This is a genomic window from Streptomyces sp. NPDC020845, assembly GCF_044334165.1.
Lineage (GTDB): Bacteria > Actinomycetota > Actinomycetes > Streptomycetales > Streptomycetaceae > Streptomyces.
The window spans coordinates 351,505-364,668 of the sequence record NZ_JBIRSJ010000002.1 but is presented as its reverse complement, the minus strand read 5'-3'; the positions used below and the strand labels follow the sequence as shown (position 1 = coordinate 364,668).

Here is a 13,164-nt window from a genome sequence, read left to right as displayed (position 1 = left end):
CCCCTCCCGGCAGCTTCCCCGCACGGCCGGAGGTGATCAGTGATCGCCCTGTCCCTCGCCGAGATCATCGGCATCGTCGGCGGGCAGCCGCACGACATACCGGACACGGACCTGAAGGTCACCGGCCCCGTCGTGATCGACTCCCGCGAGGTGCGCCCGGGCGGCCTCTTCGCGGCGCTCCCCGGCGAGCGCGTGGACGGGCACGACTTCGCGGCCCGCGCGGTCGAGGAGGGCGCGGTGGCGGTGCTGGCCGCCCGGCCCGTCCCGGCCGCCGCCGCGGACGCCGCGCCCGTACCGTCCATCGTCGTGCCCGACGTCCAGGCCGCCCTGGGGGCGCTGGCCCGCGCCGTCGTGCAGCGCCTGGACGCCACCGTGGTCGCGCTCACCGGCTCGGCGGGCAAGACCAGCACCAAGGACCTGATCGCGCAGCTGCTGCGGCGGCACGGCCCCACCGTGTGGACGCCGGGCTCGCTCAACAACGAGCTCGGCCTGCCGCTGACCGCGATGAGCGCCGATGAGACGACCCGGCACCTGGTGCTGGAGATGGGCGCCCGGGGCAAGGGCCATATCCGGTACCTGGCCGAACTCACCCCGCCCCGCGTCGGGCTGGTCCTCAACGTCGGCACCGCCCACATCGGCGAGTTCGGCGGCCGTGAGGCGATCGCCGAGGCCAAGGGCGAACTCGTCGAGGCCCTGCCCGCCGCCGCGGAGGGCGGGGTCGCGCTGCTCAACGCCGACGACCCGCTCGTACGCGCCATGGCGACCCGCACCAAGGCCCGCACGGTGCTGTTCGGCGAGGCCGCCGACGCCGACGTACGTGCCGAGAATGTCCGGCTCGCCGACGGCGGTCGGCCGTCCTTCACCCTTCACACCCCTACCGGGTGCAGCGAAGTGACCATGCGCCTGTACGGTGAGCACCACGTGTCGAACGCGCTTGCCGCGGCCGCCGTCGCCCATGAGTTGGGCATGTCCGTCGACGAGATCGCAGTGGCGCTCTCCGAGGCGGGGCAGCTCTCCCGCTGGCGGATGGAGGTCACCGAGCGCCGGGACGGCGTGACGGTCGTCAACGACGCCTACAACGCGAACCCCGAGTCCATGCGAGCCGCGCTCCGCGCGCTGGTCGCGATGGGCGCGGCCGGCCAGGCGGAAGGGGGGCGCACGTGGGCGGTGCTGGGCCCGATGGCCGAGCTCGGCGAGGAGTCACTGGCCGAGCACGACGCGGTCGGGCGGCTGGCCGTCAGGCTCAACGTCAGCAAGCTCGTGGCGGTCGGCGGCCAGGAGGCCGCATGGCTCGACATGGGCGCCAAGAACGAGGGTTCGTGGGGTGAGGAGTCGGTGCACGTGTCCGACGTGCGGGCGGCGGTCGATCTGTTGCGCAGCGAGCTGCGACCGGGGGACGTCGTGTTGGTGAAGGCATCCAGGTCGGTGGGGCTGGAGCGGGTCGCGCAGGCGTTGCTCGAGGGCGAGGGTGAGGTCGTCCGCTGATGGGTGGCATGAGGCAGATCCTCTTCTCGGGAGCCATCGGGCTCTTTCTGACCCTGATCGGCACCCCGCTGCTGATCAAGCTGCTGGCGCGCAAGGGCTACGGCCAGTTCATCCGGGACGACGGCCCGCGCTCCCACGGCAGCAAGAAGGGGACGCCCACCATGGGTGGTATCTCCTTCATCCTGGCCACGCTGATCGCCTACGCCGCGACGAAGGTGATCACCGGCAGCGAGCCCACCTTCTCCGGTGTGCTGGTGCTCTTCCTGTTCGCCGGGATGGGCCTGGTCGGCTTCCTGGACGACTACATCAAGATCGTCAAGCAGCGGAGCCTGGGTCTGCGGGCCAAGGCCAAGATGCTCGGCCAGCTGATCGTCGGCGTCGCCTTCGCGATCCTCTCGCTGAACTTCGCCGATTCCCGGCAGCAGACCCCCGCCTCCGACCGGCTCTCCTTCGTCCAGGACTTCGGCTGGTCCTTCGGCCCGGTGATCTTCGCGATCTGGGCGCTGTTCATGATCCTGGCGATGTCGAACGGCGTGAACCTCACCGACGGCCTCGACGGCCTGGCCACCGGCGCCTCCGTGATGGTCTTCGGCGCCTACACCTTCATCGGCGTCTGGCAGTACCAGGAGTCCTGCGCCAACGCGCAGACCCTTACCAACCCCGCGTCCTGTTTCGAGGTCCGTGACCCGCTCGACCTCGCGGTCGTCGCCTCCGCGCTGATGGGCGCCTGCTTCGGCTTCCTGTGGTGGAACACCTCGCCCGCGAAGATCTTCATGGGTGACACCGGCTCCCTCGCGCTCGGCGGCGCGCTCGCCGGCCTGGCCATCTGCTCCCGCACCGAGCTGTTGATGGCCATCCTCGGCGGTCTGTTCGTCCTGATCACCATGTCCGTGGTCATCCAGGTCGGCTCCTTCCGGCTCACCGGGCGGCGCGTCTTTCGGATGGCGCCACTACAGCACCACTTCGAACTCAAGGGGTGGAGCGAGGTCCTTGTGGTGGTCCGGTTCTGGATCATCCAGGGCATGTGCGTGATCGTCGGACTCGGCCTCTTCTACGGGGGATGGCGAGCCCAGTGACACTGGACGTCTCCGACCTCGCCGGGCGGCATGTCACCGTCGCCGGACTCGGCGTCTCCGGGGTCCCCGCGGCGCGTGCGCTGCGGGGCCTCGGGGCCACGGTGACCGTCGTCAACGGCGTCGACGGCGAGCGGCAGCGCGCCGAGGCGGCCGAACTGGAGGCGCTGGGCGGCGTCACGGTCCGGCTCGGCGACGGGGACACATTGCCCCAGGGCACGGAGCTGATCGTCACCACGCCCGGCTGGAAGCCGAGCAGCCCGCTGTTCCTGGCGGCCGCCGAGGCCGGTGTGCCGGTGTGGGGCGATGTGGAGCTGGCGTGGCGGCTCAGGAAGGCCGACGCGCCGCCGTGGCTCGCGGTCACCGGCACCAACGGCAAGACCACCACCGTGCGCATGCTGGCCGCCATCCTGGAGGCGGCCGGGCTGCGCACCGCCGCCGTCGGCAACATCGGCGTCTCGCTGCTGGACGTGGTGCTCGGCGACGAGCCGTACGACGTACTGGCCGTCGAGCTCTCCAGCTACCAGTTGCACTGGGCGCCGTCGCTGCGCGCCCACTCCGGCGCCGTGCTCAACCTCGCGCCCGACCACCTCGACTGGCACGGCTCGATGGCGGCGTACGCGGCCGACAAGGGCCGTATCTACGAGGGCAACCAGGTCGCCTGCGTCTACAACGTCGCCGACCCGGCCACCGAGGACCTGGTGCGCGCGGCCGATGTCGAGGAGGGCTGCCGGGCGATCGGCTTCACCCTCGGCACGCCCGGCCCGTCCCAGCTCGGCGTCGTCGAGAACATCCTGGTCGACCGGGCCTTCGTGGCGAACCGGCAGAAGCAGGCGCAGGAGCTCGCCGAGGTCTCCGATGTGAACCCGCCGGCCCCGCACAACATCGCCAACGCCCTCGCGGCGGCCGCCCTGGCCCGCGCCTTCGGTGTCCCGCCCACCGCCGTACGGGATGGCCTGCGCGCCTTCCGGCCCGATCCGCACCGCGTCGAGCATGTCGCGGACGTGGCCGGGGTGGCGTACGTGGACGACTCCAAGGCCACCAACACCCATGCGGCCCAGGCGTCGTTGGACAGCTTCGAGCACATCGTGTGGATCGCGGGCGGCCTGGCCAAGGGCGCCACTTTCGACGAGCTGGTGGTCGCCTCGGCGAAGCGGCTGCGCGGGGTCGTGCTGATCGGCGCGGACCGCGCCCTGATCGGCGAAGCGCTCACGCGACACGCGGCAGATGTCCCGGTTGTGGACCTCGACCGGACCGACACTGGGGCGATGGCGGCGGCTGTCCGGGAAGCGGCCCGGCTCGCCCGGCCGGGCGATACGGTCCTGTTGGCTCCGGCCTGCGCCTCGATGGACATGTTCGTCAACTACAACAAGCGGGGCGACGCCTTCGCCGCGGCGGTTCACGATCTGGCCTCCGGCCGGGTCCCGGACGATCAGTAGCCCGCCGGTCCCCCGCGCGGACCGCTCGCGCGGGGACCTTGGAGGGGATACGACATGACGGCTGACCAGCCCGCCGCGCCGCGACCCTGGAAGCCCGGCCGCCCGGGCACCGGCCGCGGCGCGCCACGGGACCGGGCGGCTTCCCGGGACCGCGCGACCCCGCGGGCGCAGGCGACCCCGCGGGACCGGACGCCCCCGCGCGCCCAGGCGACCCCGCGGGACCGGACGCCCCCGCGCGCCCAGGCCGGCTCGCGGGAGCGCGCGGGTGCCCGGGAGCGGGCGGCCACGCCGGAGCGGACGGCCGGGCGCCAGGGCGGCGCGGCGCGTCAGAGCGGCGCCGCGCGTCAGGGCGCGGCGGGGCGTAAGCGCGTGGCGGGGCGCGAAGGGACGGCCGCGAACAAGTCGGCGGCCCCCCGGGAGCGGACGGCCACGCGCGAGCGGGCCCTGCGCTTCGCCCGACCCGAGCGCGGCCCGGGCTCCCCCCGCCGCCCCACCCGCGGAAGTGTGCCGGCCGCGCTGCGCCGAGCGCAGACGCGGCTCAGAAAGGCCTGGGACCGGCCGCTGACCGCGTACTACCTGATCATGGGCGGCAGCCTGCTGATCATCGTGCTCGGCCTGGTGATGGTCTACTCCGCCTCCCAGATCAAGGCGCTGCAGTCGGGCCTGGCCCCCTCCTACTTCTTCCGCAAGCAGCTGTTCGCCGCCGCGCTGGGCGGCGTACTGCTGCTGCTCGCCGTGCGCATGCCCATCAAACTGCACCGCGCCTTCGCCTATCCGCTCCTGGCGGGGTCGGTCTTCCTGATGTGCCTGGTTCAGGTGCCGGGGATAGGGGTGGCGGTCAACGGCAACCAGAACTGGATCTCCTTCGGCGGCCCGTTCCTGCTGCAGCCCTCGGAATTCGGCAAGCTCGCGCTGGTGCTGTGGGGGGCCGATCTGCTGGCCCGCAAGCAGGACAAGCGGCTGCTGAACCAGTGGAAGCACCTGCTGGTCCCGCTGGTGCCCGCGGCGGGCATGCTGCTCGGCCTGATCATGCTGGGCGGGGACATGGGCACCGCGATCATCCTCACCGCCATCCTCTTCGGCCTGCTGTGGCTGGCCGGCGCCCCCACCCGGCTGTTCGCCGGGGTGCTCGCGTTCGCCGTGGCGATCGGCGTGCTGCTGATCAAGACCAGCGCCAACCGGATGTCCCGGCTCGCCTGCATCGGGGCCACCGAGCCCGGCCACAATGATCAGTGCTGGCAGGCGGTGCACGGGATCTACGCCCTGGCCAATGGCGGCTGGTTCGGTTCCGGACTGGGCGCAAGTATGGAAAAATGGGGCGAACTACCCGAACCGCACACCGACTTCATCTTCGCCATTACCGGGGAGGAACTCGGCCTCGCGGGGACGCTGTCGGTGCTCGTACTCTTCGCGGCTCTAGGCTATGCGGGTATCCGCGTGGCCGGACGCACGGAGGACCCCTTCGTGAGGTATGCCGCGGGAGGCGTGACCACCTGGATCACGGCCCAGGCCGTGGTCAATATCGGCGCGGTGCTCGGTCTGCTGCCGATCGCCGGGGTCCCGCTCCCGCTGTTCTCCTACGGAGGGTCCGCCCTGCTGCCGACCATGTTCGCGATCGGCCTGCTGATCGCCTTCGCGCGGGCGGAGCCGAGCGCGCGGGCGGCACTGGCGACGCGGCAGCCTGCTTTGTGGAAGAAGCTGGCTCGGGTGAGACGGAAGACGATGAGACGGCGCGTCAAGAAGCGGCCGTCCGGAGAGCGGTGAATTTCGGTGCATGTCGTACTCGCCGGTGGGGGGACCGCCGGCCACATCGAGCCCGCGCTCGCCCTCGCGGACGCCCTGCGCAGGCAGGATCCGACCGTGGGGATCACGGCGCTCGGGACGGAGCGGGGGCTCGAGACCCGGCTCGTGCCCGAGCGGGGTTACGAACTCGGGCTGATCCCCGCCGTACCGCTGCCGCGTAAGCCCACCCCCGAGCTGATCACCGTCCCCGGGAGGCTGCGCGGCACGATCAAGGCCGCCGAGCAGATCCTGGAGCGCACCAAGGCCGACTGCGTGGTCGGCTTCGGCGGCTATGTGGCGCTGCCGGGCTATCTGGCCGCCAAGCGGGCCGGGGTGCCCATCATCGTCCACGAGGCCAACGCCCGGCCGGGCCTGGCCAACAAGATCGGCTCCCGCTACGCCAAGTTCGTCGCGGTCTCCACCCCGGACAGCAAGCTGCGCGGTGCCCGCTACGTCGGCATCCCGCTGCGCCGCACCATCGCCACCCTCGACCGGGCGGCGGTCCGCCCCGAGGCGCGCGCCGCCTTCGGCCTCGACCAGAACCTGCCGACGCTGCTGGTGTCCGGCGGCTCGCAGGGCGCGCGCCGGCTGAACGAGGTGGTCCAGGCGGTCGCCCCGTTCCTGCAGCGGGCCGGAATCCAGATCCTGCACGCGGTCGGACCGAAAAACGAACTGCCGCGCGTGGACAACATGCCCGGTATGCCGCCCTATGTACCGGTACCGTACGTGGATCGGATGGACCTCGCGTACGCCGCGGCGGACATGATGCTCTGCCGCGCGGGCGCGATGACCGTCGCCGAGCTGTCCGCCGTCGGGCTGCCGGCCGCCTACGTCCCGCTGCCCATCGGCAACGGCGAGCAGCGGCTCAACGCCCAGCCGTTGGTCAAGGCCGGTGGCGGGCTGCTGGTCGACGACGCGGAGCTGACCCCCGAGTGGGTGCAGGCCAACGTGCTCCCCGTGCTCGGCGACCCGCACCGGCTGTACGACATGTCCCGGCGCGCCGCCGAGTTCGGCCGCCGGGACGCCGACGAGCTGCTGGTCGGCATGGTGTACGAGGCAATCGCGGCGCGCCGCCAGATGTGAGGCCGGGCCGGTCCGGAGGGCGGCCTCAAGGACCCCTCCGGACCGGAAGAAAGAAGGTGGGCAAGCGTGGCCGGAGCGACGACCGCCAAGGGCGGTGCCCGCAGGACGCCGCCGCCCGGCCCGCCCCCGCCCGCCCTCAAGGCGCGCCGCCGCCTCCGGCTGCCCCGCCGCCGCACGCTGCTGGTGACGGGGGTGGCGACGGCGCTCCTCGGCTCCGGCGTCACCTGGCTGCTGTACGGGTCGAGCTGGCTGCGGGTCGAGCGTGTGGCCGTCAGCGGCACGACCGCGCTGACCCCGGGCGAGGTGCGCGAGGCAGCGGCCGTCCCGCTGAACGAGCCGCTGGCGGCGGTGGACACCGACGGCGTCGAGCGCAGGCTGCGGGCGCGGCTGTCGCGGATAGCGGATGTGGATGTCTCGCGGTCCTGGCCGGACACCATCGCCGTACGGGTGACCGAGCGCAGGCCCGAGGCGATCGTCGAGAAAGCCGGCAAGTTCCTCGAAGTGGACGAGGAAGGCGTGTTGTTCGCGACAGTTCCACAGGCGCCGAAGGGCGTTCCACTGCTGCAAGTGGAGGCGGACCGGTCGCCGAGTTCCCGCCATTTCGGCGCGACCAGGCTGCGCCGCGAGGCGGTCGCCGTGATCGCCCAACTGCCCGAGAAGGTCCGGGCGGACACTCTTTCCGTCCGGGTCCGCTCCTATGACTCGATCGCGCTCGGACTGACCCGCGGCCGCACGGTCGTATGGGGCAGCTCCGAACGCGGGGCGGCGAAGGCGAAGACCCTCACCGCGCTTATGAAGGCCGTACCGGACGCGGAGCGCTACGACGTCAGTGCGCCGACCGCCCCCGCGGTGACGCATAGTTGACGTATATAGCGAGCGTGTCTCGGGGCGCTGCGCGGGCTGGACTGAGGAGCCGCGCAGCGACGGAGGAAGCCCGCGCGTAGGAGCGCCCCGGGACTGAGCGGGAAGAGGGGCTGCAGGCCAGGACCCTGGTTGGCTAGTCCGCTGGGTGATCACATAGGGTGAAAAGAAAAACGGGAGGTTCGGCGTGTTCGTTGAACGCGCGCCACTTGTCGACTTAGTGTCCTGTTCCGAAGACTCCGGGAAACATAGGCACTGGTAACCCTAAACTTCAGCGTTAGGGTTGGGGTCGGCGATCGGAACCGTCCCATTCGGCATCAGTCGGCGCACCGCGGCAACGGCGGGGTGGCGACACGTAACTCGAGGCGAGAGGCCTTCGACGTGGCAGCACCGCAGAACTACCTCGCAGTCATCAAAGTCGTCGGCATCGGCGGCGGTGGCGTGAATGCCATCAACCGGATGATCGAGGTCGGGCTCAAGGGCGTCGAGTTCATCGCGATCAACACCGATGCGCAGGCCCTGCTGATGAGTGACGCGGACGTCAAACTCGACGTCGGCCGCGAGCTCACCCGCGGCCTCGGCGCCGGCGCCAATCCCGACGTCGGCCGGAAGGCCGCCGAGGACCACCGCGAGGAGATCGAGGAGGTCCTCAAGGGGGCCGACATGGTCTTCGTCACCGCGGGCGAAGGCGGCGGCACCGGCACCGGCGGCGCGCCCGTCGTCGCCAACATCGCCCGCTCGCTGGGCGCGCTGACGATCGGCGTGGTCACCCGTCCGTTCACCTTCGAGGGCCGCCGCCGCGCCAATCAGGCCGAGGACGGCATCGCGGGGCTGCGCGACGAGGTCGACACCCTCATCGTGATTCCGAACGACCGGCTGCTGTCCATTTCGGACCGTCAGGTGAGCGTGCTCGACGCGTTCAAGTCCGCGGACCAGGTGCTGCTGTCGGGCGTCCAGGGCATCACCGACCTGATCACCACCCCGGGTCTGATCAACCTCGACTTCGCGGACGTCAAGTCCGTGATGTCCGAGGCGGGCTCGGCGCTCATGGGCATCGGCTCGGCCCGCGGCGACGACCGCGCGGTGGCCGCCGCCGAGATGGCGATCTCCTCGCCGCTGCTGGAGGCCTCCATCGACGGTGCGCGCGGTGTGCTGCTCTCCATCTCCGGTGGCTCCGACCTCGGCCTGTTCGAGATCAACGAGGCCGCCCAGCTGGTGAGCGAGGCGGCGCACCCCGAGGCCAACATCATCTTCGGTGCGGTGATCGACGACGCGCTCGGCGACGAGGTCCGGGTCACCGTGATCGCGGCCGGCTTCGACGGCGGTCAGCCGCCGGCCAAGAACCGCGACAAGGTGCTCGGCTCCTACGGCGGCGGCAGCCGCGACGAGGGCCTTGGCCCGGTCGGCGCCGGCACCGGCCGGTCGTCCTCCGACACCGGCAGCCGGCCGTCGTTCGGCGGGCTCGGCAGCGTCACTCCGCGCGAGGAGGAGCCCAGGCCCGAGCCGACCCCCGTCGCCGAGGTCCCGCCGCCCGCCCCGATGCCCACCCCGCAGGTCCCGCCGGCCCGTCCGTACCAGGACAGCCAGGCCGAGGAGCTGGACGTGCCGGACTTCCTCAAGTGAGCCGTGCCGACATGGCTCCTCGGCGATCCTGAAGCGATCCAGAAGTGATAGCGCAACAGCACGACGCGAGCGGCGCGCACTTCGCCTTCACCGACCGGTGGGGCGGAGTGAGCGCCGCTCCGTATGACGAGCTCAACCTCGGCGGCGCGGTCGGCGACGACCCCGCGGCCGTACGGACCAACCGCGAACTGGCGGCCAAGGCGCTGGGCCTGGACCCGGCCGAGGTCGTCTGGATGAACCAGGTGCACGGCCGGGACGTGGCCGTGGTCGACGGACCGTGGGGAGACCGCGAGGTCCCGGCGGTCGACGCGGTGGTGACGGCCCGCCGCGGGCTCGCCCTCGCCGTCCTCACCGCCGACTGCACCCCGGTGCTGCTGGCCGATCCGGTGGCCGGGGTCGCCGGGGCCGCGCACGCCGGGCGGCCGGGCCTGGTCGCCGGGGTCGTGCCCGCGGTGGTGCGGGCGATGACCGAACTGGGCGCGGACCCCGCCCGGATCCTCGCCCGTACGGGTCCCTCGGTCTGCGGTCGCTGCTACGAGGTCCCCGAGGAGATGCGCGCCGAGGTCGCGAAGACCGTGCCCGCGGCGTGGGCCGAGACCAGTTGGGGCACCGCGGCGGTGGATGTGACCGCCGGCGTGCGCTCCCAGCTCGTCCACGCGGGCGTGAAGATGGAAGAGCACTCCCACATCTGCACGCTGGAATCGACGGACCACTTCTCGTACCGGCGCGAGCGCACCACGGGGCGGCTCGCGAGCTATGTCTGGTTGGGCGGCTGAGCTGTGACGGATCGCAGAACGGAACTGGCCGAAAATCTTGCTCGCGTGGAGGAACGTATCTCCGCGGCTTGTGCGGCTGCCGACCGCAAACGTGAAGAAGTCACGTTGATTGTGGTGACCAAGACCTACCCGGCGAGCGATGTCCGGCTCCTCGCGGAACTCGGCGTTCATCATGTGGCGGAGAATCGCGATCAGGACGCCGCGCCCAAAGCTGCCGAATGTGCCGATCTTCCGTTGATTTGGCACTTCGTTGGGCAATTGCAGACCAATAAGGTGCGATCGGTGGCTAGTTACGCCGATATGGTGCAATCCGTCGATCGCAAGCGGCTGGTTGACGCGCTGTCGCGCGCGGCGGTGGGGGCCGGCCGCGAACTGGGCTGTCTGATTCAGGTGGCGCTCGACGCGGAGTCGGGTCAACAGGGAGAACGGGGAGGTGTCGCGCCGGACGGGGTGGAGGCTCTTGGCGACGCGGTGGTCGAGGCTCAAGGGCTGCGGCTGGACGGTCTGATGACGGTCGCTCCGCTGGCCGGACCGTATGCGGGGCGGCCGCGGGCCGCCTTCGATCGGCTGATGGAAATCTCATCCCGCCTGCGCGCGGCCCATCCTGCTGCGAACATGGTCTCGGCGGGGATGAGCTCGGATCTCGAGGACGCGGTGGCCGCCGGTGCGACACATGTGCGCGTCGGCACGGCGGTGCTCGGAGTCCGACCCAGGCTCCGGTAACGTCGCGAAGAAGTCGGACCACAGCAGAAAATATGGTCATTCCCGCCAAAAGGCGGGCAGGCCGCGTGGATCCAAGGCATCCGGTGGCGGAGCCGATCCACCACAGAGCGGAGGACGCAGAGAATGGCCGGCGCTATGCGCAAGATGGCGGTCTACCTCGGCCTCGTGGAGGACGATGGGTACGACGGCCGGGGATTCGACCCCGACGACGAGTTCGAGCCCGAGCCGGAGCCCGAGCGGGACCGTCGCAGGCATCAGGTGACGGAAACCGAGCCGCGGTCGGAGAGGGGCGAATCTGTACGAGTCGTCCATCCCCCGGCGCAGCGTGAACCCGCCCCGCTCGTACCGGAAACCGGGCGACCCGCGCGAATCGCCCCCGTGGCATCCATCACACCTGAACGTCAGAACTTGGAGAAGAACGCGCCGGTGATCATGCCCAAGGTCGTGTCCGAGCGAGAGCCGTACCGCATCACGACGCTGCACCCCAGGACCTACAACGAGGCCCGTACTATCGGGGAACACTTCCGTGAGGGCACCCCGGTGATCATGAACCTCACGGAGATGGACGACACGGATGCAAAGCGACTTGTCGACTTTGCGGCCGGACTCGTGTTCGGCCTCCATGGGAGCATTGAGCGGGTGACTCAGAAGGTGTTTCTGTTGTCTCCTGCTAACGTCGATGTCACGGCGGAGGACAAGGCCCGTATCGCAGAGGGCGGGTTCTTCAACCAAAGCTGAGACGCAACACGGCAACACCGAGTCATCAACAGGCCGTACGGCCGAGCACGCAAGGGGAGAGGGACACAGCGGGATGGGCATCGCACTGCAGGTGATCTACATCGCGCTGTATTGCTTCCTGATCGTGCTGATCTTCCGGCTGGTGATGGACTACGTCTTCCAGTTCGCCCGCTCGTGGCAACCCGGCAAGGCGATGGTGGTCATCCTGGAGGCCGCCTACACTGTCACCGATCCGCCGCTGAAGCTCTTGCGGCGGTTCATCCCGCCGTTGCGTCTCGGGGGTGTGGCGCTCGACCTGTCCTTCTTCGTTCTGATGATCATCGTCTGGATCTTGATCACCGTCGTCCGCAATTTTGCGAGCAGCGTGTGAACGATACGGTCTTGCCGATTGCCGACGACTACGTTGAGGTGAGTTAGAGATGCCGTTGACCCCCGAGGACGTGCGGAACAAGCAGTTCACGACCGTCCGCCTCCGAGAAGGCTATGACGAGGACGAGGTCGATGCCTTCCTCGATGAGGTCGAAGCCGAACTGACCCGGCTGCTGCGGGAGAACGAGGATCTGCGCGCCAAGCTGGCCGCCGCGACCCGTGCCGCCGCGCAGAGTCAGCAGCAGAACATGCGTAAACCGCCGGAACAGCAGGAGCGACCCGGCGCTCCTGTGCCCGCCGCCATATCCGGACCGCAGCCCGTGCCGCCCGGCCAGCAGCAGATGGGTGGCCCGCCCCAACTTCCGGGCGGTGCCCCGCAGCTGCCGGCAGGCCCGATGGGCCAGGGCGGACCGGGTCCGATGCAGGGCGGTCCCATGGGTCAGGGCGGCCCGATGGGTCAGGGTGGCCCCATGGGCCAGGGCGGACCGGGCCCGATGGGTCAGGGCGGTCCGATGGGCCCCGGTGGCCCCATGGGCGGTCCGATGGGCGGCCCCGGCGGCCCGCAGCTGCCGCAGCCGGGCCAGGGCCCGGGCGGCGACAGCGCCGCGCGCGTGCTCTCGCTCGCGCAGCAGACCGCCGACCAGGCGATCGCCGAGGCCCGTTCCGAGGCCAACAAGATCGTCGGTGAGGCCCGCAGCCGCGCCGAGGGCCTGGAGCGGGACGCCCGCGCCAAGGCCGACGCGCTGGAGCGGGACGCGCAGGAGAAGCACCGCGTCGCGATGGGCTCGCTGGAGTCGGCCCGCGCCACGCTGGAGCGCAAGGTCGAGGACCTGCGCGGCTTCGAGCGCGAGTACCGCACGCGGCTGAAGTCGTACCTGGAGAGCCAGCTGCGCCAGCTGGAGAACCAGGCCGACGACTCCCTGGCCCCGCCGCGCACCCCGGCGACCGCCTCGCTGCCGCCGTCCCCGTCCATGACCGGCTCCATGGCCTCGGCCGGCGCGGGCGCGATGGGCGGCCACACCATGGGCGGCAACCAGCCCATGGGCGGGCACACCCAGGGCGGCGGCGCGCCGTCCTACGGTGGCCAGCAGCAGATGTCCCCCGCGATGACCCAGCCGATGGCTCCGGTGCGCCCGCAGGCCCCGCAGCCGATGCAGCAGGCGCCGAGCCCCATGCGCGGCTTCCTCATCGACGAGGACGACAACTGACGCG

The 13,164-nt window shown here is 71.0% G+C and carries 12 protein-coding genes; all 12 read left to right on the top strand.

The features are described 5' to 3' along the window. The first annotated feature begins 39 nt into the window (after positions 1-39). The 12 genes from murF (at position 40) to ACH4U7_RS05485 (ending at position 13,160) form a co-directional block, all read left to right on the top strand. Positions 40-1,485 (top strand): UDP-N-acetylmuramoyl-tripeptide--D-alanyl-D-alanine ligase, encoded by a 1,446-nt coding sequence (gene murF, locus ACH4U7_RS05540; protein WP_398526713.1) that lies wholly within the window; start codon positions 40-42, stop codon positions 1,483-1,485. 8 nt (positions 1,486-1,493) lie between these two features. Next, on the top strand, positions 1,494-2,561 hold the full coding sequence (gene mraY, locus ACH4U7_RS05535; RefSeq protein WP_043491945.1) for a phospho-N-acetylmuramoyl-pentapeptide-transferase: 1,068 nt from the start codon (positions 1,494-1,496) through the stop codon (positions 2,559-2,561). Beyond that, positions 2,546-3,997, top strand: coding sequence for a UDP-N-acetylmuramoyl-L-alanine--D-glutamate ligase (gene murD / locus ACH4U7_RS05530; protein ID WP_398526712.1), 1,452 nt, complete (start codon positions 2,546-2,548; stop codon positions 3,995-3,997). Before mraY ends, murD begins: the two co-directional genes overlap by 16 nt. A gap of 444 nt (positions 3,998-4,441) precedes the next feature. Next, complete coding sequence (ftsW, locus tag ACH4U7_RS05525) at positions 4,442-5,761, top strand: putative lipid II flippase FtsW (protein ID WP_398526999.1); 1,320 nt, start codon at positions 4,442-4,444, stop codon at positions 5,759-5,761. A gap of 6 nt (positions 5,762-5,767) precedes the next feature. Beyond that, on the top strand, positions 5,768-6,862 hold the full coding sequence (gene murG, locus ACH4U7_RS05520) for an undecaprenyldiphospho-muramoylpentapeptide beta-N-acetylglucosaminyltransferase (RefSeq protein ID WP_385625959.1): 1,095 nt from the start codon (positions 5,768-5,770) through the stop codon (positions 6,860-6,862). Positions 6,863-6,928: 66 nt separating this feature from the next. After that, positions 6,929-7,726 (top strand): cell division protein FtsQ/DivIB, encoded by a 798-nt coding sequence (locus ACH4U7_RS05515; protein ID WP_398526711.1) that lies wholly within the window; start codon positions 6,929-6,931, stop codon positions 7,724-7,726. 378 nt (positions 7,727-8,104) lie between these two features. Continuing rightward, positions 8,105-9,346, top strand: coding sequence for a cell division protein FtsZ (gene ftsZ / locus ACH4U7_RS05510; protein WP_398526710.1), 1,242 nt, complete (start codon positions 8,105-8,107; stop codon positions 9,344-9,346). Positions 9,347-9,390: 44 nt separating this feature from the next. Continuing rightward, positions 9,391-10,122 (top strand): peptidoglycan editing factor PgeF, encoded by a 732-nt coding sequence (pgeF, locus tag ACH4U7_RS05505; RefSeq protein ID WP_398526709.1) that lies wholly within the window; start codon positions 9,391-9,393, stop codon positions 10,120-10,122. 3 nt (positions 10,123-10,125) lie between these two features. Continuing rightward, the gene (locus ACH4U7_RS05500) at positions 10,126-10,845 is read left to right on the top strand and encodes a YggS family pyridoxal phosphate-dependent enzyme (RefSeq protein WP_398526708.1); all 720 of its coding nucleotides are present in this window, start codon (positions 10,126-10,128) and stop codon (positions 10,843-10,845) included. 123 nt (positions 10,846-10,968) lie between these two features. After that, positions 10,969-11,583 carry a cell division protein SepF gene (locus tag ACH4U7_RS05495; RefSeq protein ID WP_014180454.1) on the top strand — a complete coding sequence of 205 codons (615 nt, stop codon included), beginning with the start codon at positions 10,969-10,971 and terminating at the stop codon, positions 11,581-11,583. 73 nt (positions 11,584-11,656) lie between these two features. After that, positions 11,657-11,953 (top strand): YggT family protein, encoded by a 297-nt coding sequence (locus ACH4U7_RS05490; RefSeq protein ID WP_014180455.1) that lies wholly within the window; start codon positions 11,657-11,659, stop codon positions 11,951-11,953. A gap of 49 nt (positions 11,954-12,002) precedes the next feature. Then, positions 12,003-13,160: a DivIVA domain-containing protein gene (locus ACH4U7_RS05485; protein WP_385625951.1), complete on the top strand. Its 1,158-nt coding sequence runs from the start codon at positions 12,003-12,005 to the stop codon at positions 13,158-13,160. Positions 13,161-13,164: the final 4 nt, after the last annotated feature.